Annotated in this window: 19 protein-coding genes and 1 tRNA gene; 12 read left to right on the top strand and 8 right to left on the bottom strand. The window is 65.5% G+C overall.

From position 1 onward, the window contains the following. Positions 1-20 precede the first annotated feature (20 nt). Together GCT19_RS10855 and GCT19_RS10850 are read right to left on the bottom strand one after the other, a co-directional pair. Positions 21-359 (bottom strand): DMT family transporter, encoded by a 339-nt coding sequence (locus tag GCT19_RS10855; protein WP_152851905.1) that lies wholly within the window; start codon positions 357-359, stop codon positions 21-23. A gap of 4 nt (positions 360-363) precedes the next feature. Continuing rightward, a complete protein-coding gene (locus tag GCT19_RS10850; RefSeq protein WP_018432135.1) occupies positions 364-861 on the bottom strand; it encodes a heme-degrading domain-containing protein in 498 nt (165 codons plus the stop codon). 220 nt (positions 862-1,081) lie between these two features. Here GCT19_RS10850 and GCT19_RS10845 point away from each other — a divergent pair. The 7 genes from GCT19_RS10845 to GCT19_RS10815 all read left to right on the top strand — a co-directional run bounded on the left by GCT19_RS10845 (position 1,082) and on the right by GCT19_RS10815 (position 6,659). Further along, a tRNA-Met gene (locus GCT19_RS10845) sits at positions 1,082-1,158 on the top strand. A gap of 362 nt (positions 1,159-1,520) precedes the next feature. Beyond that, entirely contained in the window at positions 1,521-2,066 is a 546-nt protein-coding gene (locus tag GCT19_RS10840; RefSeq protein WP_152851903.1) for an NUDIX hydrolase, read from the top strand. Positions 2,067-2,075: 9 nt separating this feature from the next. Beyond that, positions 2,076-2,813 (top strand): leucyl/phenylalanyl-tRNA--protein transferase, encoded by a 738-nt coding sequence (gene aat, locus GCT19_RS10835; RefSeq protein WP_018432137.1) that lies wholly within the window; start codon positions 2,076-2,078, stop codon positions 2,811-2,813. Positions 2,814-2,915: 102 nt separating this feature from the next. Beyond that, positions 2,916-3,761, top strand: coding sequence for an arginyltransferase (locus GCT19_RS10830; RefSeq protein ID WP_018432138.1), 846 nt, complete (start codon positions 2,916-2,918; stop codon positions 3,759-3,761). A 125-nt stretch (positions 3,762-3,886) separates the two neighbouring features. Then, the gene (locus tag GCT19_RS10825; protein WP_026228034.1) at positions 3,887-4,909 is read left to right on the top strand and encodes a quinone-dependent dihydroorotate dehydrogenase; all 1,023 of its coding nucleotides are present in this window, start codon (positions 3,887-3,889) and stop codon (positions 4,907-4,909) included. A gap of 109 nt (positions 4,910-5,018) precedes the next feature. Next, positions 5,019-5,813: a cystine ABC transporter substrate-binding protein gene (locus GCT19_RS10820; RefSeq protein WP_013089262.1), complete on the top strand. Its 795-nt coding sequence runs from the start codon at positions 5,019-5,021 to the stop codon at positions 5,811-5,813. Positions 5,814-5,999: 186 nt separating this feature from the next. Further along, positions 6,000-6,659, top strand: coding sequence for an amino acid ABC transporter permease (locus GCT19_RS10815; RefSeq protein WP_013089261.1), 660 nt, complete (start codon positions 6,000-6,002; stop codon positions 6,657-6,659). Between the two features lie 34 nt (positions 6,660-6,693). On the opposite strand, the gene GCT19_RS10810 is transcribed toward GCT19_RS10815, so the two are convergent. From GCT19_RS10810 to GCT19_RS10790, 5 genes are all read right to left on the bottom strand, one after another. Beyond that, on the bottom strand, positions 6,694-7,740 hold the full coding sequence (locus GCT19_RS10810; protein WP_018432140.1) for a Gfo/Idh/MocA family protein: 1,047 nt from the start codon (positions 7,738-7,740) through the stop codon (positions 6,694-6,696). Between the two features lie 190 nt (positions 7,741-7,930). Beyond that, a complete protein-coding gene (locus GCT19_RS10805; protein WP_013089259.1) occupies positions 7,931-8,650 on the bottom strand; it encodes a FadR/GntR family transcriptional regulator in 720 nt (239 codons plus the stop codon). 338 nt (positions 8,651-8,988) lie between these two features. Further along, complete coding sequence (locus GCT19_RS10800; RefSeq protein WP_152851901.1) at positions 8,989-9,552, bottom strand: flavin reductase family protein; 564 nt, start codon at positions 9,550-9,552, stop codon at positions 8,989-8,991. Further along, complete coding sequence (locus tag GCT19_RS10795) at positions 9,524-10,888, bottom strand: sugar phosphate nucleotidyltransferase (RefSeq protein WP_152851900.1); 1,365 nt, start codon at positions 10,886-10,888, stop codon at positions 9,524-9,526. The genes GCT19_RS10800 and GCT19_RS10795 overlap by 29 nt, the downstream gene beginning before the upstream one ends. Before the next feature lie 115 nt (positions 10,889-11,003). Beyond that, complete coding sequence (locus GCT19_RS10790; protein ID WP_321576784.1) at positions 11,004-12,866, bottom strand: alpha/beta fold hydrolase; 1,863 nt, start codon at positions 12,864-12,866, stop codon at positions 11,004-11,006. Positions 12,867-13,320: 454 nt separating this feature from the next. On the opposite strand from GCT19_RS10790, the gene GCT19_RS10785 reads away from it, so the two are divergent. Beyond that, positions 13,321-14,790 (top strand): oligosaccharide flippase family protein, encoded by a 1,470-nt coding sequence (locus tag GCT19_RS10785; protein WP_152851896.1) that lies wholly within the window; start codon positions 13,321-13,323, stop codon positions 14,788-14,790. Positions 14,791-14,798: 8 nt separating this feature from the next. On the opposite strand, the gene GCT19_RS10780 is transcribed toward GCT19_RS10785, so the two are convergent. Next, complete coding sequence (locus GCT19_RS10780; protein WP_013089254.1) at positions 14,799-15,332, bottom strand: GNAT family N-acetyltransferase; 534 nt, start codon at positions 15,330-15,332, stop codon at positions 14,799-14,801. 368 nt (positions 15,333-15,700) lie between these two features. Between GCT19_RS10780 and GCT19_RS10775 the strand changes: the two genes are divergently transcribed. The 4 genes from GCT19_RS10775 to GCT19_RS10760 are packed head-to-tail and all read left to right on the top strand — an operon-like array spanning position 15,701 to position 19,379. Beyond that, positions 15,701-15,952 carry an acyl carrier protein gene (locus GCT19_RS10775; RefSeq protein ID WP_026228036.1) on the top strand — a complete coding sequence of 84 codons (252 nt, stop codon included), beginning with the start codon at positions 15,701-15,703 and terminating at the stop codon, positions 15,950-15,952. Then, positions 15,949-17,235 carry an acyl-CoA dehydrogenase family protein gene (locus tag GCT19_RS10770; RefSeq protein ID WP_152851894.1) on the top strand — a complete coding sequence of 429 codons (1,287 nt, stop codon included), beginning with the start codon at positions 15,949-15,951 and terminating at the stop codon, positions 17,233-17,235. Before GCT19_RS10775 ends, GCT19_RS10770 begins: the two co-directional genes overlap by 4 nt. Further along, positions 17,236-18,309: an amino acid--[acyl-carrier-protein] ligase gene (locus tag GCT19_RS10765; protein WP_018432147.1), complete on the top strand. Its 1,074-nt coding sequence runs from the start codon at positions 17,236-17,238 to the stop codon at positions 18,307-18,309. Then, positions 18,306-19,379, top strand: a complete 1,074-nt coding sequence (locus GCT19_RS10760; RefSeq protein ID WP_018432148.1) for a DUF1839 family protein — start codon at positions 18,306-18,308, stop codon at positions 19,377-19,379. Before GCT19_RS10765 ends, GCT19_RS10760 begins: the two co-directional genes overlap by 4 nt. Positions 19,380-19,384 lie beyond the last annotated feature (5 nt).

The following is a 19,384-nucleotide window of genomic DNA, read 5'->3' as shown; positions in this document are numbered from 1 at the left end:
GAGCCGGCTTGCGCGGGCGCTCAATGCGCCTGCATCTTCGAAAAGAGATTCAACACCGCGACGCCTGCGACGATCAATCCCAGCCCGACGATCGCCGGCACGTCGGGTACCTGCCGGTACAGCACCAGCGCGACCAGCGTGATCAGCACGATGCCGGCGCCGGACCAGATCGCGTAGACGATGCCGACCGGAATGCTCCTGAGCGTCAGCGACAGGCAATAAAACGCGATGCCGTAGCCAAGCACGACGACCATCGACGGCAGCAGGCGCGAGAAACCGTCCGAGGCCCGCATCGCGGAAGTCGCGATCACCTCGGCGACGATCGCGATCGCGAGCAGCGCATACGGGGGTACGCGCATCGCGTCAGCTTTTCGCGAGCGCGAGCTTGCCGTAGTCGTGACCCAGATGCGCGCACAGCGCTTCGACCACCAGTTCATGATCGGCGCGCTGCGGCAGACCGGACACCGTGATCGAACCGATCACGCCCGCGCCTTCCACCGTCAGCGGGAATGCGCCGCCGTGCGATGCGTACTCGGTGGCCGGCAGACCGTGCTTGTCGGCGAGCGTCGCACCCGCGAGCTGCATTTTCAGACCGATCGCGTACGAGCTACGGCGAAATTGCGCGACGGTGTTGCTCTTGCGGCGCACCCAATCGACGTTGTCGGGCGTCGCGCCGTCGAGCAGGCTGAAGAACAGCGGCTGGCCGAACGTGCGCACGTCGATCGCGGCGGCAATGCCGCGCGCTTTCGCGACCTCGTGCAGGTACGCGCCGACTTGCCACGCGCGGTCGGCATCGAAGCGGGGAAACACGAGGGTCTTTTCCTGAAGGGCGATGACCTGCAGATCGTGAGCGATATCCATGGGATTCAGAACGGGTCGGAGGATCAGAGTCGAAGGGGTCGCCGTCGTGAAGATTCGGCGAGCCGCGTGGAGAATCTGAATTCTAGCGCAGCGTCCGCGCGCGACTTTCCGGGGCCCTTCCGATAGGCGACGTCGCGGCGCCGCGAAGCGCAATGAAGCCAATCCTTACATGGCTATTGCGCTGGCTGTCTGGCTGGTCTATAATCTTTTCTTCGACGGACGCGGGGTGGAGCAGTCTGGCAGCTCGTCGGGCTCATAACCCGAAGGTCGTAGGTTCAAATCCTACCCCCGCAACCAGAACGAAATCATTGAAGGGTTACAACGCATTGGCGTGTAACCCTTTTTTGTTTTGGTGGCCATGACCTCACGATTCTCTTGACCGCCTAACCTCAGGCGAAAAAAAAAAGCGCGTCACTGAATGACGCGCCAAACTACGAGGCAATGTACAAGAGAGAAAAGATGACTGTGGTGGACGCGGGAGCCTCCATCGCAACCATCACGACTGATGCTATCAGCGCATCCGAAAATCGACTGTCAACCAATGTCAGACGCGAAGGCACTCGCCGCACCGAACCTCCCATCGCGCAGCCCGTGCCGGCCCCTCAGTAATCGCGCGCCCCGGTGATAAACTCCTATCACCCTTTCTCGTCCCCTTTCCAATGAAATTCTGTTCTGTCTGCGGCCACGGCGTCAGTCTGAGCATTCCGCCGGGCGACAATCGCGAGCGCTTCGTATGCAGCAGTTGCGGCACGGTGCATTATCAGAATCCCCGTAACGTGGTCGGCACCGTTCCCGTGTGGGACGACAAGGTGCTGCTGTGCCGTCGCGCGATCGAGCCGCGCTACGGTTACTGGACACTGCCCGCCGGCTTCATGGAAATGGGAGAAACGACGGCCGAAGCCGCCTTGCGCGAAACGCTAGAGGAAGCCGGCGCGCGCGTCGAGGTGCAGAACCTGTTTTCGCTGCTGAACGTTCCACACGTGCATCAGGTGCATCTGTTCTACATGGCGCGGCTGCTCGATCTCGACATCGCCGCCGGCGAGGAAAGCCTCGAAGTGAAGTTGTTCGAGGAGCACGAGATTCCGTGGGACGAGATCGCGTTTCCGACCGTCGGCCAGACGCTGCGCTTTTTTTTCGCCGACCGCGCGGCCGGCAGTTTCGGCCTGCATACCGGCGATATCTTCCGCTCCCTGCGCGAAGGTTGAGCGGCGCGCATGGTTCCCTGGCTCGGAGCTGACGATCCGTTTCCGCCCGTCGAGCGCGCGCTCGGCGCCGCGAGCGGCGCGCCCGGTCTGCTCGCGGCAAGCGGCGATCTGCTGCCGTCGCGCCTGATCGACGCTTATCGGCGCGGCATTTTCCCGTGGTACTCGGACGGTCAGCCGGTGTTGTGGTGGAGCCCCGATCCGCGGATGATCCTGCGCCCCGCCGAATTCAAGCTGTCGCCGTCGCTGCGCAAGACGCTCAAGCGGATGTTGCGCGATGACGCGTGGGAAATCCGTGTCGATCAGGATTTCGCCGCCGTGATGCGCGCCTGCGCGCAGGCGCCGCGCCGCGGCCAGCGCGGCACGTGGATTACCGCCGACGTCGTCGAAGCCTATTCGTCGTTGCATCGCCTCGGCGACGCGCACAGCATCGAAACCTGGTTCGATGGCAAGCGCGTGGCGGGCCTGTATGGCGTGTCGCTCGGCCGGATGTTCTTCGGCGAATCGATGTATACCGACGTCACCGACGGCTCGAAAATGGCGCTGGCCGCGCTGGTCGGCCACTTGCGACGTCACGAAATAGAAATGATAGACTGCCAGCAGAACACGTCGCATCTGGCGTCGCTCGGCGGCCGCGAGATAGCGCGCAAGGCGTTCGTCGCGCATGTTCGCGCGTCTGTCGGCGCACCGGCCATTCCGTGGCGCTTCGACAAGACCGCCCTGCTCGAAATCCTCGCGCGCGCGGCGTAGGAAAAATCAGGCCGAATCCGGGTCCGCCGCCCATCGAATCGCGGCATCAACCGCCAGGCGCGCCGGGTTTGCATTACCAGAGACGCTTCGAGAGCTGCCAACGTGACTCATCCCAACGAGCTGCCTCTTTCGCCGCTTTCCGCGCTGCAATTTTATGCAACGGCGCCCTATCCCTGCAGTTACCTGGACGGCCGCATCGCGCGCTCGCAGGTCGCCACACCCAGTCACCTGATCAATTCGGACGTCTACACGGATCTCGTCAAAGCGGGCTTCCGGCGTTCGGGCGTATTCACGTACCGCCCGTATTGCGACGGCTGCCGCGCGTGCGTGCCGGTGCGCGTGCCGGTCGAGCGTTTTCAGCCGAACCGCACGCAGCGGCGTGTATGGAGAAAGCACGGCGACCTGATCGCAACCGTCGCGCCGCTGCATTACGACGAAGAGCATTACGCGCTGTATATGCGCTATCAGTCGGCGCGCCACGCAGGCGGCGGCATGGATCGCGACAGCCGCGACCAGTACGAGCAGTTCCTGCTGCAAAGCCGGATCAACTCGCGGCTCGTCGAGTTTCGCGAGCCGGCGCCGCTGCGGCCCGATGGGCGGCCTGATCCGCGCCCCGATGCGCAGGGCGCGCTGCGCATGATCAGCATGATCGATATCCTCGGCGACGGGTTGTCGTCGGTGTACACGTTCTTCGAGCCGAGCCTGCCGCATGCGAGCTTCGGCACCTACAACATCTTCTGGCAGATCGAGCAGGCGCGCAGCCTGAACCTGCCGTACGTGTATCTCGGCTACTGGATTCGCGAAAGCCCGAAAATGGCGTACAAGGCGAATTTCCGGCCGCTCGAAGGCTTGATCGACGGCGAGTGGCGCGTGCTCGATCCGGCCAGCATCGACCTGCCGCCGGTCGATCTGGCGATGCACGGGCGACGCGGGCCGCTCAGGCCGTAAGTCGAGGCACCGTCCGTCGAGTCGTCGCCGGGTGCTGCTCTCCCCGCAACGCCCCATCAGTCTCATCAGAGCCCAAAGCCGGTAAAATAGCGGGTTCCCATTTTCCGGCCGCCCGGCTTCATCTCGTGTTCAGTTCCCTTTATCCGCTCGTTCGCGCCCAACTCTTTCGCATGGACGCGGAAGACGCTCACCATCTGACTTTGCGCATGCTCGGCGCCGCCGGCCGCACCGGCCTCGCGGGCGCGCTCGCCGCGCGCGTGCCGGATTCACCCCGCACCGTGATGGGCCTCACGTTCCGCAATCCGGTCGGACTCGCGGCCGGACTCGACAAAGACGGCGCGTGCATCGACGGTCTGGCCGCGCTCGGCTTCGGCTTCATCGAAGTGGGCACCGTGACGCCGCGCGCGCAGCCGGGCAATCCGCGCCCGCGCATGTTCCGGCTGCCGCAAGCGAACGCGGTGATCAACCGGATGGGCTTCAACAACGCCGGCGTCGACCAGTTCGTGAAGAACGTCCAGGCCGCGCGCTATCGCGGCATTCTCGGCCTGAACATCGGCAAGAACGCCGACACGCCGATCGAGCGCGCCGCCGAAGACTACCTGTACTGCCTCGAGCGCGTGTACCCGTTCGCGAGCTACGTGACGGTCAACATCTCGTCGCCGAATACGAAGAACCTGCGCCAGTTGCAAGGCGCCGACGAACTCGACGCGCTGCTCGCCGCGCTGAAGGACAAGCAGCAACGACTCGCCGACATGCACGGCAAGCTCGTGCCGCTCGCGCTGAAGATCGCGCCCGACCTCGACGACGAGCAGATCAAGTCGATCGCCGACACCTTGCTGCGCCATCAATTCGAAGGCGTGATCGCGACCAACACGACGCTGTCGCGCGCTGCCGTCACCGGCATGCCGCATGCCGACGAAGCCGGCGGCCTGTCGGGCAAGCCGGTGTTCGACGCGTCGAACGAGGTGATCCGCAAGCTGCGCGCCGAAGTCGGCGAGGCGGTGCCGATCATCGGCGTCGGCGGGATCTTCTCGGGCGACGATGCGCGCGCGAAGCTCGCGGCCGGGGCCTCGCTGGTGCAGCTTTATACTGGTTTCATCTACCGCGGTCCGGCGCTCGTCGCCGAATGCGCGCAGGCGTTGCGCTAAGCATCCGCGCCGACAGCGCATATAGACATAAACAAACGATATTTAGGTTGCGATAGTCGCGTTTGCTATGCTCTCGACCGTCAAAACGTCAGACGTACAAAGGAACACGATGAAATTTGGCCTGCTGAAGAAACTCCTCGCCACCGCGCTGATCGGCGCATCGTTGAGCGCCGTCGCCGCGCACGCGGAAGACCTGCTCGACCAGGTCAAGCAGCGCGGCACGCTGCGCGTCGGTCTCGAAGGCACCTTCCCGCCGTTCAACTCGAAAGCGCCGTCGGGCGAGCTGGTCGGCTATGACGTCGACATCGCCAAGGCCGTGGCGGCCAAGCTCGGCGTGAAGCCGGTGTTCGTCACGACCGAATGGAGCGGCATCATCGCCGGTCTGCAGGCAGGCAAGTTCGATGTGATCGTCAACCAGGTGGGCATCACCGACGCGCGCAAGCAGACCCTCGACTTCTCGCCGGCGTACACGTACTCGGCCGCGCAACTGATCCAGCGCAAGGACGACACGCGCCAGTTCACGTCGCTCGAAGACCTGAAGGGCAAGAAGCTCGGCGTCGGTCTCGGCACGAACTACATGGACATGGCGAAGTCGGTGCCCGGCATCGACGTGAAGACCTATCCGGGCGCGCCCGAATATCTGCGTGACCTGGCCGCCGGCCGGCTCGACGCGGCGTTGAACGACCGTCTGATGCTCGCGTACCTGCTGAAGAACTCGAACCTGCCGCTGCGCACCGGCGCGAACGTCGGTACCGGCAACCCGTCGGGCATTCCGTTCAAAAAGGGCAACCCGAAATTCGCGCAGGCGATCGACGAAGCGATGACCCAGCTCGAAGCGGACGGCACCTTCACGAAGATCTCGGACAAGTGGTTCGGCATCGACGTCAGCAAGCCGATCAAGTAACACGCTTGCAGGCGAACGAAGGGCGGCATCGTGATCGATGCCGCCCTTCGCGTTTTTGCGGCCCGCGCGAGGCCTTGGACCCCGGACCGCGCGTCGCGTATACCCCAAGCCGCATCGCGCGACCCGCGCCTTAACGCGCGCCAAAGTTTATGATGTGCGCTTTGTGCGTCAATAAGAACACTACCCATGTCCATCACATCCCTGCTGCTCGAATCGCTGCCGGTACTCGCACAAGGCGCCTTGCTGACGATCAAGTTCGCGATCCTGTCGATGATCTTCGGCTTGATCGGCGGCGCCATGCTCGCACTGATGGGGATCAGCCACAGCCGGCCGCTGAACTGGATTGCACGCGTTTATGTGAGCGTGATGCGCGGCACCCCGCTGCTGGTGCAGATCTTCGTGATTTACTACGGGCTGCCGAGCTTCGGCATTTCGCTCGAACCGACGCCGGCCGGCGTGATCGCGCTATCGGCGAACGTTGCCGCCTATCTGTCCGAGAGCATGCGCGGCGCGATTCTGGGCATCCACCAGGGGCAGTGGCTCGCCTCGTACAGCCTCGGGCTGTCGCGGCGTCAGACGCTGCGCTATGTGATCGCGCCGCAGGCACTGCGCATCGCGGTGCCGAGTCTGTCGAACAGCCTGATCAGCCTGATCAAGGACACCTCGCTCGTGTCCGTGATCACGGTGACCGAGTTGCTGCGCAGCGCGCAGGAAATGATCGCGTCGACCTATCAGCCGCTGCCGCTTTATCTGGCGGCCGCGGCCGTGTACTGGGTGCTGTGCCAGGTGCTCGAGTGGGCGCAGCGCTGGTACGAGCGGCGTTTGTCGCTGCCGACGCGGCACTGAGCGCCACCCACGCCTTTTCGTTCACCGCAGCGGCTCATTCCCCCGCGAACTTGAGCCCCAACGCCGTGCGCGCCGCGTCGGCCATCGCGATCATCTGTCGCGACATGTCGTGCGGCATCAGCGGACTCTCCAGCGCACCCGCGCGGATCAGCGCGCAAAAGTGCGCGGTCTCGTAGTTCAAACCACCGCCTTCGAACGGCTCGTCGAGTTCGACGACACGGCCGTCCGCATACCGGATGGTCGCGCGCGACGGGTTCCACCACGGCTCGTGCAGCGTCACGTGGCCGCCTTTGGCCATCAGCAGCGCATCGCCCTTGCCATGCAGATCGAGCCCGCAGAATAGCTGCGCGATGCCGCCGCGCTCGTGCTGGCTGTTCAGACTCGCGAACGTGTCGACGCCGGTCGCGCCAAGCCGGCCGAAGGTCTGCACGTCGCGTGGCGCGCCGAGCCAGTCGACCGCGAGAAACATCTCGTAGATGCCGATATCGAGCAGCGCGCCGCCCGCATGCTCGAACGACAGCGACGGATGATCGGCCGGCACGCCCGGCACCGAGCAGCCCGCGCGCACGAGACCGATGTCGCCGATCGGGTCGGCCGCGAGGTGCTCGCGCAATCTTCCGTAGAGCGGATAGAACGGCGGTTTCATCGCTTCCATGAAGAGCCGTTGCGAAGCGCGCGCGGTCTCGAGCACGCGCTCGAGCTGCGCACGATTGATACACGCGGGTTTCTCGCACAGCACATGCAGCCCGGCTTGCAACGCGGCGATAGCATAGTCGGCGTGGCTGTCCTGCAGCGTCGCGATATAGAGCGCGTCGATGCCGCTCGCGAGCAGCGTGTCGAAACTGTCGTAGACGGTACCGCCGAATTCATCGGCAAATGCCTGGGCGGGTCCCACGCGACGCGACCACAGCGCGGCGAGGCGTGCGCGCGGCACGAAGGCGAGACCTTGCGCGAAGCGGCGCGCAATCCGGCCAGTGCCGACGATCCCCCAGCGGATCTCGCGCGATGGAGTGGTGTCCTGAGCTGCCCGATCGGTCGGCTGGGCGGTGGCTGCGTGCGGTGCCGCTGTCGTGTCTGTCATCGTGTGTGCAAGGGTCCATGCGGTTCGGAACAGCCGCTATTGTCGCCGATGCCGTTTGAGAATGCGGCGTATGCGGCCAATACGAACCATGCGGCATCACCGTCGCGCACCGACCTTCGGCATCCGCCCCGCCGCTGCCGCGGCCAGGCGCTCACACATCCAGCTCACGCATCCAGGCTAACACCGAGACTCAAACCCGCGCCGGCGGCTCCGCGGAAAACCGGCCGCCGACCTCCTCGGCCGAGTAATCGATCATCGCGAGGGAGGCGAGCTCGGCCTCCTTCGGATCGCGCCGCTCGATCGCCTCGACGACGCGCTGATGCGACGCGATCGCGCCCTCCCATACCCCGGACCTGTCGTGCACGATCGGGGTAACGGTCGACAGCGCGCCGCGAATGATCGCCGCCATCTGCTTAAAGAACTGATTGCCGCTCGCGATCACGATACGCGTGTGGAACAGCTCGTCGGCTTCCTGATAGCCGGGCTCGCCCGGAGGGATCACGCGAAACGCCTCGAAAGCCTCGCGAATCGCCGCGACGTCCGCGGCACTGCCGCGCGCGGCCGCCTGCGCCGATGCGCGCGGTTCGATCAGGATGCGAAACTCGATCACGTCACGCAGAAACATCGGATCGGGCTTCGCGCGAAAACGCCAGTTGACGACGTCCTCGTCGATCATGCGCCAGTCGCTCATGGGTCGGATGCGCGTGCCGATCTTCGGCCGCACGTCGAGCATGTCGCGCGCGAGCAGCATCGATAGCGCCTCGCGCATTACGGTGCGGCTCACGTCGAATTCCTTCGACAGCACATCCTGCGGCGGCAGAATCGCGCCGTATTTTTCCTCGACGATGCCGCTGACGAGCCCGTCCATCACCTTGCTCACCAGCGAGCGATCCTTGTTTGCGTGTTCCATGACATATCCCCGAAGCGGTGTTGACCCCGCGTGGCCTGTTGATGAAGGGCCCGTACGTATCTGTTATGCAAATAGGATCGTTTTCCGATACGTTGCTAGCTTCGAAACGGATGCGCCAGTTGGGACACTTCCTGACAGGGTTATCCCTCTGAAGATTTGTTTCGTTCGTGTAACGCTATCTGTTCCGCCAGGCTCAAAGCTCGCTCGTCAAAGCGTGCCTGCGTTGTCAGGTTTGATTAGTGCGCATTCGCACGTTGGCGTGATGAAATTGTCTGAATTTCACGGACGTGGTCCGTCGATTGCGTGCTCCGACGAACGAACCTGCCGTGGCACACGCATCACGCCGAATCTTCGTTCGACGCGCTCGCCGCCACCGACGCATAGCGGCCGCCGAAGAACAGCAGCGGCGCGTGCTCGTCGAGCGAGAACACCAGCACCTCGCCGACGAACAGCGTGTGGTCGCCGCACGGATGGCGGTCCACCACGCGCGCGGCGAAGCGCGCGGCCGCGTGCTCGAGCAACACGACGCCGGCAAGGCCGTCGACCGCCGCGAAGCGCGGTGCGCAAGGCGGCGCCAAGCGGCTTTGCGCCTCGCCCGCGAAATGGCGGCTGTGCGACTCCTGCGCCTCCGACAGCACGCTGACGCCGAACAGGTCGGCATCCATCAGCCGTGCATGCATCCGCGCCCGATGCCCGACCGACACGAGGATCAGCGGCGGCTTCAGCGACCCCGACATGAACGCGTTGGCGGTCATCGCGTGAAGGCTGTCGCCGCTGCCGGTCGAGATCACCACCACGCCCGTTGCGAAGCGCCCGAGCGCGCGACGAAAGCGCCGCTCGTCGAATGACGGCGACCGCGCTTCATCGGCTGGCTTATCGGTTCGAGCTGCATGCACGCGCATCGGCGCTCCCCTGCTCGCGGCCGTACTGCTCGCCGAAGCGCACGATGTCGTCTCCGCCGAGATAGCCGCCCGAATGCACTTCGATGATTTCCAGCGGCGTCTTGCCGGGATTTTCGAGCCCATGCGTGACGCCGAGCGGAATGAAGGTCGACTGATTCTCCGACAGCGCGAAGCGCTCGGCGCCGCGCGTGACGAGCGCAGTACCGCGCACCACGACCCAGTGCTCGGCGCGATGCTGATGCCTTTGCAACGACAGGCATTCGCCCGGCTTCACGACGATGCGCTTCACCTGATAGCGCTCGCCCTGTTCGAGCGAATCGAAAAGGCCCCACGGCCGCGCCACCTTGCGATGCTCGTCGGCCGCGCCGAGCTGCTGCGTCTTCAGCTGTCCGACGATCTTCTTGCCCGCGTCGAGCGGCACCGTCACGCCGAGAAGGCGCGCGTCGGTGCCGATGCGCTCCATCACCGCATGGTCGACCGAATCGGACGGACACGCGGCGAACGCGGCGGGCGCGAGACACAGCGCGCCGGCATCGTCGATGCTCGCGCCCGCGAATGCGTCCTTGCAGGCCGCCGCGATCAGCGGACGGCACAAGCCGATCGCGTCGAGCCATACCGACGCGCGCACCACGAACATGCCACTGTTCCACCAGTACTCGCCCGACGCGAAGTAGCGCTCGGCCAGCTCGGAATCGGGCCTCTCGACGAAGCGCTCGATCGTCCGCGCGCCCCGGTTGCCCAGGGGCGCGTCGGTGCGGATATAGCTGTAGCCGGTCGCAGCGTGCTGCGGCAGCACCCCGAACGCGACGATCGCACCGCGCGAAGCATGCGCGAGCGCCTCGTTGAGCGCCGCGCCGAATGCAGCGTGATCCGCGATCAGAGGAGCGGCGGGCAGCGCGACCAGGATCGGATCGTCGCCGGCCACGGCCGACGCGCGCGCGGCGAGCGCGGCGACAGTCAGCGCCGGGGCGGTGTTGCGCGCCATCGGTTCGAGCAGCATGCGCGCAGGCTTGGGGGATTGCCGGACGCGCTCGAACGCCGACAGCCGCAGTTCCTCGCGGCAGACCACCAGTGGCGCGGCGGGCGGCGTGGCGCGGGCCGCGTCGTGCGCGGCCGAGTCGAATGCATCGTCGAGCCAACGCGCCGTCGCTTCGAGCAGCGACTGGTCGTTCATCAGACCGACCGGCTGCTTCGGGTTGCGTTCGCGCGACAGCGGCCACGCCCTCGTCCCGGAGTCGCCCACGAGAATCACCGGTTGCACGGTCAGTTCGTGAAGCGCGGCGGCGGCTCGAGTGTGCGGCGCGAGCGGACTACCTGGCTCTGCTATTCGGTTCATTTGCGATCCTCCCGAATCCAACTCCTGTTCACCGGCGGGCATGACGCCAGCAAGTGCCTCGTGGTCGCAATCGTTTCTGGTCGTACGCGCGCGCCCCCTCCTTCCGCGCGTCTCCCTATGCTTCTCCGAACGGACGCAACGCTCCCGCGCCGCGATGCTCATCGTGTTCGGGGTGCTGCCTGTGCAATTCGCCGTCGAGCGCCGCGCTGTCGGGCCGACGCAGCTTCGTGAAGCCGCCGCGATAGACGTTCTCGACGTAGGACATGATGTTTTCCTGCGCCACCGACGACAGGATCGCGTGATCGGTGTGTTTGCAGAAGGCCACGTGAATGCGCGTGAAGCGCGCGAGCCGCCTGCCGCGCACGCCGAAGTAGCGCTCGAGCTCCTCGACGCCTTCGTCGAGCACACCGAACACCAGGTGCGTGTCGACGCCCCGCGCATCGAGGTTGGCGAACAGATGCCGCTCGTCACGCGCGCCGAGTTCGAGGCCGCACAGCCGCTCGATCCGGTCGGCCAGCGTTTCGCCGGCCTTCGCGAGCTGGCGTACCACCAGCTCGCGCACGAGGCCCCAGCCGCCCGTCTCGCCCTTGAGCACGCGCAGCCATTTGCCCGGCTGCTTCATCGAGCGCATGTAGTTGCGCGTCGAACCGAACGCGGACACCGGGATCATCGGCTTGCCGTGTTCGTCGCAGACGTTATGCCATCTGAACTTCTGCACGTTGACGATCACCGCGCCCACCACCGCGGGTTCGCGCGTCGCCGCATGCAGGCCGGTGTAGGCGCCCGAGCAGATGCCGACCGGCATCGCTCCCGCGTGACCGCGAGCGACGAGCCAGCGCGACGCGCATGCGGCGTCAGCGGCGCTCGACTGCGAGTACAGCGCGTCGAGGCTCAGCGTGTCGCACGACGGCATGCTGTCGCCGACACCGCCGACGTCGATGCGCAGCGAAGCGATCCCCTGGCGGGCGAGCCGCCGCGCGAAATGGACGCCGAAACGTCCGTTGCCGATGCGCGACACCGCGCCGGTATTGAGCAGCAGCACCGCCGGGGCGTGCGCCGCCGCGGCGCCGTCGGGCCGGCAGTAGATACCGAACACCTTGCCGCCGTTCAGCCACACCGGCGTCTCGTGCAGCCTCGGCGCGACATAGTGGCCGCCCGCCGGCTCTTCGCCTCGCTCGGGCACGCGCGCCACCGCGTGGGTTGTTCGCGTGCTGCCCGCGAGGAGCCAGTTCTCGATGGTCTCGAACGCGGCGTGCGGCATTTCGCTTTCGAGCGGCTCCATCATGAAGCGGCTGTATTCGTCGAACGGGTGACGCTCGAGCTCGACGCCATGTTCCTTGTAATGCGCGGCGAGCGCACCGGTGCGCACCGGGTTCAGTGAATCGAGCAGCAGCACGCGCGCGGCCGGCCGGCTCGTCGCGCGATACAGATCCGCCGCGTGCAGGCTTTCCAGCGTGTCGCGATACATGCGGAAGCCGTACGCTTCGACGAACTCGTCGGTATCGGGCTCGACCACGCAATCCATCGCGGCCGGATCGTTCAGCCATTGCCGGTAATGCGCGCGCAATTCGCGCTGATAGGTCTTGCCCGACAGCACCGGCGACATCAGCACGAGACCGTGCACGTCACCGAGTTCCTGCGCGGCAAGCGCGGCCAGCATGCCGCCAAGACGCAGACCGCACAAGCTGACCCGCTCGACGCCGGTCGCCGAGCGCAGCTGCGCGACCGCCTGTTTGACGCTGTCGATCCACGCGCGCCACAGGCCGGCGTCGGTCGGATCGCCGGCCGAATCGCCGGTTGCCGGGTAGTCGAAGCGCAGCACCGGCATGCCGCGGGCGGCGAGGCGCTCGGCGAGCCGGCGCATGCCGCGATACGTGCACAGCGTGTCGTAGCCAAACGGGGAACACATCACAACGCCATCCGGGCCGTGGGCTGAATGCAACCAGCCGAAGTTGCCGTCGAAGACGATGGGTCTCACAGTCCGCTCCTTACGTTTTCTTCCTTTTGATGTGATTACAACAAAGGTGCTGTCGCCCATATGTGCGTCCCGCCACACTGGTTTGGGCTCCGAATCGAGCTGGGCTCGTGTGTCGATGAGCATGCTGTGCAGTGCAGCATGCCCCGCGCATGGACTGAAACGCGGCTGATCGCGTCGCTGATGCGCTGTATTGAATGCCGGCGGCTCCGTGCAGCGTGCCGCGAACATCAGGTGATGGAGAAGGTGCGGCCGCGCCCGGGCACGCGACGCCAAGGCTCGTGGCCAACCACCACGCTACGTATGACCTTTGCCATTTAACTCCCTCCCGATCGCGGCCATCTGTACGGCCACCCACACAGTCACGCGGCGCCTGGGGGCAAGATGCAAGACCTGCGACGGCGCCGACGCGCAAGTCATACGATAGGTTCGCCCGTCACCGGCCGGACAATGGACCATGGAACGAAGCATCGTCAGGAACATCTTCATCAACTTTGCCGGAGCCATCGCGCCGACCTTCGTTTCCCTCGTGACCGTGCCCGCCTACATCCATCTGCTGGGCGCCGAGCGTTATGGGGTGATCAATCTGGTGTGGACGCTGATCGGCTACTTCAGCGTCCTCGATCTGGGCACCAGTCTCGCGACGGAAAACCAGATCGCCAAGGCGCGCGCGGCCAACGACGATTCGATCGAACCGATCTTCTGGAGCGCGTGGTTCATGAATCTCGGCACCGGCATCATCGGCGGTGCGCTGATTTATGCGGGCACCATCGTCTACCTCACCTACGGCGGAAAAATCGAGCCGGCGTTCCAGCGTGAAGTGATGGCGAGTCTGCCGTGGATCGCGGTCGCGGTGCCGATCGCGAACGTCACGTGGGTCTTCGCGGGCGCGATTACCGGCGTCGAATGCTTCGCGAGCTACAACATCAACCAGATGCTCGGCACCGCGATGTTCCAGCTGCTGCCGATCGCGGCGATCTTCTGCTTTTCGCCGTCGCTGGCGTTCGTGATTCCGGCCGCGGTGATCGCGCGCTTCATCGCCGGCCTGATGCTCGGCGTGGCCGCCATTCGCGCGCTCGGCATTCGCCGGATGCGGATGCCGCAATGGCGGCTGATGATCGGACTGTTCCGCTACGGCCGCTGGCTGCTGATGTTTTCCGGCGCCAACATGATTGCCTCGACGCTCGACCGCGTGTTCGTCGGCGGACTGCTCGGCGCGCGCTTCGTCACCTACTACGCGACGCCGCAAAACCTGATCAATCGATTGAACCTGCTGCCGCTCGCGATGGTGCGCACGTTGTTTCCGCGTCTGTCGGCAGCGTCGCGCGAGGATGCGGATGCGCTCGCGCACCACGCGCTCGCGTTTCTCAATGGCGCTTTTACGCCGTGCGTGATCATCGCGCTGTTCGCCTTGAAGCCGTTCCTGCTGTTGTGGCTCGGACCGCAGCTCGCCGCCTCGGCGCCGGTCGCGAGCGTGCTGATCGTCGGCGTGTGGCTGAGCGGCCAGTCGAGCATCCTCGGCAGCCTGTTGCAGGCGCAGACCCATCCCGCCGCAGTAGCGAGCGTCAGCTGGCTTCAGTTGCCGTTCTTCACCGGCGCGTTGTGGTGCGGCATCCACTGGTTCGGCATCATGGGCGCGGCGGTCGTCGTCGTGTTGAAGGCGCTGTTCGATTACTCGGTATTGCTCGCATTCTCACGGCTGCATGCGTGGACGATCGTGCGCAACATGCTCGCGCATCTGACGTTTCTGCTCGTCGCGCTCGCGCTCGCGGACTCGATCAACGCGCTGCTGCTGGCGATCGTCGCTGCGCTCGCGTTGAGCGCAGCGAACTTCGGCATGTCGCTGCGCGGCTCGAGCGAGTTGCGCGCCGCGCTTTATCGGCTCTGGCTGCGTTTCGTGCCGTCCTCCGGTCGGGCACAGGGCTGAGCCCGGCATCACAACAGTTCGAACGTATTGACGAACGATGCGCCGTCGCGCTCGCGGCGCCGCTGCCCGAAGCGCGCCTGAGCGCCGCGCACCTGACGCGTGAGACCGATGAACGGGATACCGTGTTCGAGGTACGGCCCCTCCGTTTTGCGAAAGCCGAACTGCTCGTAAAACCCACGCAAACCGAGCGGCGCGCTTACGCGCGTGGCGCGGCCCGGCCAGCGTTCTGCGACCGCTTCGAGCACACGCTCGATCAGCATCTCGGCGGTGCCGTCGCCGCGCCGCAGCGGACTCGTCAACACCTTGTCGATCGTGACTTCCGGATCTTCCGAATCGCCGGGCTGCACCCGCGCATAGGCGAGCACCGGCATCGGCCGCGCCATGTCGTCGACCGCGAACACATGCAAGGCCTGCTCGTCGCGACCGTCCGCGTCGAGGCACACATGCGACTGCTCGACGACGAATACCGCACTGCGCGCACGCAGCACGACATACAACTCACGTGCAGATAGCTGATCGAACTCCAGCGTTTTCCAGTTCATCACGCCCCCGGCGGTCAAAATACTTGGCGAAACCGGCGATGCCTGCCGTGCGCGACAGCAGGCCGATCCATGACGGTCCCTCATCATCGACTACACGGTAGCCTGCGCGAAAGACGTGCTTCCGTGCGCCATCGCACTGACGCTCGGGGTTGCCGATTCTTAAATACGAGCCAATGAAGCGCAGTCTCACCACGTGCCCCCGGTATCGCAGATGGCTCCACACAGCCCCGCCTGCATCACCGCACTGCACCATCGCGCACACACTGCGGTCTTCGCACCGCACGAACCTACCTACGAAAATCAGGCGCCCACGATCATTCGATCCCGGCACCCATCGGCAGACCTTTGACCATAAGGGGGAGCACTGCATGAAAACTGCATTGAGACGCATCCTTTCAGAATCCGCACGCCTGGATGTCCCGGTGGAAAGCCTCGCCGACGACGCCGATCTCTATGCTGCCGGACTCTCATCGCTCGCGACCGTGCATCTGATGCTTGCCATGGAAGACGAATTCAACGTCGAAATTCCTGACCGTATGCTGACGCGCCGCCTGTTCTCGAGCATCGACTCGATGGCCGCCGCGATCACGGAGTTGCAGCAGGCCAAGGCGGCAGCATGAGTGCGCCGCTGCTGGATCAGGCGGCCGCGAACTCGACTACCGACGCACAGGCCGGCGCTGGCCAAGGCCCTGCCAGCGGGGCGCTGACCGCGCTCGACAGCGGCCCCGAATGGCGCGCTGCAGCGCATCGTTGCGCGGCGATCGCCGCGCAGTACGCGGACGCCGTCGATCGTGACGCGCGTTTTCCGGTCGAGGCGTTCGACGCGCTGAAGGCCGAGCGTTTGCTGTCGGCGATGGTGCCGACCGCTTTCGGTGGCGCGGGCCTGTCGCTTGCCGATATCGGCGCGATCTGCGAAACGCTCGCCCAGGGCTGCGCATCGACGGCGATGATCTATGCGATGCATCAGATCCAGGTCGCGTGCATCGACTCTCATCGCGGCACCTCGGCCTGGCAAGCGAGCCTGCTCGCACAATTGGCCGAGCAGCAATGGCTGCTCGCGTCGGCGACATCGGAAGAGGCGATCGGCGGCAACATGCGCACGAGCGCGTGCTCGGTCGAGCTCGATGGCGCGCGTTTTCGGATCGAAAAGCTCGCACCGACGATCTCGTACGGCGCGCACGCCGACGGCATCCTCGTGACCGCGCGGCGCACCGCCGAAGCGGCCGCGTCCGACCAGGTACTGATCGTCGCATTGCGCGCCGAAACGCGGCTCGAGCGACGCGGCGGCTGGGACGCGATGGGCATGCGCGGCACCTGCAGCGAGGGCTTCCGGCTCGTCGCGACGGGACTGGCCGAACAGATCCTCGCGACGCCGTTCGCCGACATTGCCGATCAGACCATGCTGCCCGTATCGCACACGTTGTGGGCGTCGGTGTGGACCGGCATCGCGATCGACGCGGTCAATCGCGCGAAAGCGTTCTTCCGCGCACAGGCGCGCGCGAAGCCCGGCACGATGCCGCCGGCGGGACTGCGGCTGGCCGAAGCGGTCGGGCTAATGCAGATGATGCAGGCGCGTCTGTCGGTCGCGCTGGAGGCTGCGCGCGCCGCGCATCAGGCGCGCGAAGGCGCAATCCAGGCGGACGCGCCGCTCGCGGCGATGCTCGGTTTCGCGTCGGACATGAACACGCTGAAGACCAGCATTTCGACCACCGCGCTGCAGGTCGTACAGGAAGTGCTGATGATCTGCGGCATGGCGGGCTACAAGAACGGCACGCCCTATAGCGTCGGGCGCCATCTGCGCGACCTGCACTCGGCGCCCTTGATGATCAATAACGACCGTATCGCGCAGAACACCGCGAGTCTGCTGCTCGCGCAACGTCCTGCCGCGCCGGGGAGACCCTGAATGAAGCTGACGACCGATACCGCCGCTGCCGCCACTGCTGCGGCGGCCAGCGCCGCCGACGTGGGGCCTTCGCTCACGCTGCGCGACGAGATGCTGGCCGCCGGCCTGCTGATCGATACCGGCGAAAACGGGCTGTATGGCCGCAGCCAGATTTTCGAGGACGTGATCGACCGATTGAACGTCGCGATCACGCATCTCGGCAAAGATCAGCGAGCCGAAGTACTGCGGTTTCCGCCCGCGATGCGCCGTACCGACTTCGAGGATAGCGAGTACCTGAAGAGCTTTCCGAATCTCGCGGGCACCATCCATTCGTTCTGCGGCGACGACATGGGCCACCACCGTCTGTTGCGCGCGCTCGACGATGCGATGGCCGACAGCAACGACGAGCGCGGCGACGCGTGGCTCGCGCAACAGAAACCGACGCGCGTCGTGCTGACGCCGGCCGCCTGCTATCCGATCTATCCGGTGCTGGCGCGACGCGGCCCCCTGCCCGCCGACGGCCGCACGGTCGACGTGCTGTCGTACTGCTTCCGCCACGAGCCATCGCTCGATCCGGGCCGGATGCAGATGTTCCGTCAACGCGAATACGTGCGTCTGGGTAGCCCCGAACAGGTGATGGCGTTCCGGCAGATGTGGATCGAGCGCGGCTCGTTGCTCGTGAAGCTGCTCGGCTTGCCCGTCGAAGTCGATCTCGCGAACGATCCGTTCTTCGGCCGCGGCGGCAAGATCGTCGCCGATAGCCAGCGCGCGCAGGCGCTGAAGTTCGAGTTGCTGATCGCGGTCGCCGATCCGCGCGGCAAGACGGCGTGCCTGTCGTTCAACTATCACATGGACCACTTCGGCGCGATCTGGAAGATCGCCTGCGAAGACGGCACGACCGCGCATACGGGTTGTGTCGGCTTCGGCATGGAGCGCATCACGCTCGCGCTGTTCCGTCATCATGGGCTCGAGGTCGACGCGTGGCCCGACGACGTGCGCGCGCTGCTGTGGGGCGATACCGCAACCCGCGTCGCGGATGCGCTGCAGGCTGCGCAACCTACGCAAACCGTGACCGTCGTCGGGGAGAGCGCATGAATCCCTCGCCGACCTCGGCGCTTGCCGGCTCGCTCGCCAACCCGTCGCTGCCGCGACGCGCAGGCGATCCACCGACGCATCAGCAGACCCATGCGGTGCCTCGTGCCGGCACGCAATTGCGCGAGCACGTAGCGCACGCGCTGCATCAGGGCGAACGCGTGTGGCAGGAGACCAACTGCTATGTCGATCTGTGGATCGAGCTGCTGCATGGCTTCGGGCTCGATCCGCGCGCGGCGCTCGCGTTCACCGTCACGCAGGATTTCGAAGGCGATCAGTTCACGTTCTTCAAGTTTCCGCTCGATGATCTCGAACGGCTGTACGGCACCCAGGTGCAGGAGCTCGCGATCTACGACTCGCTCGAAGAACGCGTGCTCGCGCAGACGCTGCGCGGCCACACCGTGCTCGTCGAAGTCGACGGCTACTACCTGCCCGATACGCGCGCAACTTCGTATCGCAGCGAGCATCCGAAGACCACGATCGGCATCGACTTCGTCGACACCGCCGCGCGCCGCCTCGGCTATTTCCACAACACCGGCTACCACCAGCTCGACGGCGACGACTACGACGGCGTGTTTCGCAAGCTGCCGCATTTCACCGGCCAGCCCGATCTGCTGTTTCCGTACGTCGAGTTCGCCAAGCAGGCGCGGCCTGCGCTCGAAGGCACCGCGCTAGCGGAGGCGTCGGCGGAACTGCTGTGCGCGCATCTGGAGCGGCGTCCGTTGAGCAATCCGATTTCGCAATGGCGTGCCGCGTTTCCCGCGCATCTCGACACGCTGTTCGAGCGCGACGAGGCCTACTTCCATCTGTACTCGTTCAATCTGATGCGGCAGCTCGGTGCGAACTTCGAGTTTCTGTCGAAGTATCTGCAGTGGCTGTCCGCGCAAGGCTTCGAGATGCCGCCGACGATACCGGCCGCCGCGCAGCGCATCGCGTCGGAGTCGATGGTGATGCAGTTCCGGCTCATTCGCGCGCTCGCGCGCGGTCGTCGCGATAGCTGCGAAGACTGCTTCGACGTGCTTGAAAGCGCTTATGAACAAACGCTGCCGCCGCTAGCCGCTCTGGTGCGCTAATGCGT

The organism is Paraburkholderia atlantica, from assembly GCF_009362785.1.
In the GTDB taxonomy this organism is placed as follows: Bacteria; Pseudomonadota; Gammaproteobacteria; order Burkholderiales; family Burkholderiaceae; genus Paraburkholderia; species Paraburkholderia atlantica.
This window is presented reverse-complemented; position numbering and strand designations above follow the sequence as displayed.

Excerpts from the sequence above, each read along its gene's own strand:
- GCT19_RS10770 (WP_152851894.1), top strand. The coding sequence starts at position 15,949 with ATGAGTGCGCCGCTGCTGGATCAGGCGGCCGCGAACTCGACTACCGAC.
- GCT19_RS10850 (WP_018432135.1), bottom strand. The coding sequence starts at position 861 with ATGGATATCGCTCACGATCTGCAGGTCATCGCCCTTCAGGAAAAGACC.
- GCT19_RS10775 (WP_026228036.1), top strand. The coding sequence starts at position 15,701 with ATGAAAACTGCATTGAGACGCATCCTTTCAGAATCCGCACGCCTGGAT.
- GCT19_RS10765 (WP_018432147.1), top strand. The coding sequence starts at position 17,236 with ATGAAGCTGACGACCGATACCGCCGCTGCCGCCACTGCTGCGGCGGCC.
- GCT19_RS10760 (WP_018432148.1), top strand. The coding sequence starts at position 18,306 with ATGAATCCCTCGCCGACCTCGGCGCTTGCCGGCTCGCTCGCCAACCCG.
- GCT19_RS10840 (WP_152851903.1), top strand. The coding sequence starts at position 1,521 with ATGAAATTCTGTTCTGTCTGCGGCCACGGCGTCAGTCTGAGCATTCCG.
- GCT19_RS10855 (WP_152851905.1), bottom strand. The coding sequence starts at position 359 with ATGCGCGTACCCCCGTATGCGCTGCTCGCGATCGCGATCGTCGCCGAG.
- GCT19_RS10780 (WP_013089254.1), bottom strand. The coding sequence starts at position 15,332 with ATGAACTGGAAAACGCTGGAGTTCGATCAGCTATCTGCACGTGAGTTG.
- GCT19_RS10815 (WP_013089261.1), top strand. The coding sequence starts at position 6,000 with ATGTCCATCACATCCCTGCTGCTCGAATCGCTGCCGGTACTCGCACAA.
- aat (WP_018432137.1), top strand. The coding sequence starts at position 2,076 with ATGGTTCCCTGGCTCGGAGCTGACGATCCGTTTCCGCCCGTCGAGCGC.
- GCT19_RS10800 (WP_152851901.1), bottom strand. The coding sequence starts at position 9,552 with ATGCGCGTGCATGCAGCTCGAACCGATAAGCCAGCCGATGAAGCGCGG.
- GCT19_RS10785 (WP_152851896.1), top strand. The coding sequence starts at position 13,321 with ATGGAACGAAGCATCGTCAGGAACATCTTCATCAACTTTGCCGGAGCC.
- GCT19_RS10820 (WP_013089262.1), top strand. The coding sequence starts at position 5,019 with ATGAAATTTGGCCTGCTGAAGAAACTCCTCGCCACCGCGCTGATCGGC.
- GCT19_RS10795 (WP_152851900.1), bottom strand. The coding sequence starts at position 10,888 with ATGAACCGAATAGCAGAGCCAGGTAGTCCGCTCGCGCCGCACACTCGA.
- GCT19_RS10810 (WP_018432140.1), bottom strand. The coding sequence starts at position 7,740 with ATGACAGACACGACAGCGGCACCGCACGCAGCCACCGCCCAGCCGACC.
- GCT19_RS10805 (WP_013089259.1), bottom strand. The coding sequence starts at position 8,650 with ATGGAACACGCAAACAAGGATCGCTCGCTGGTGAGCAAGGTGATGGAC.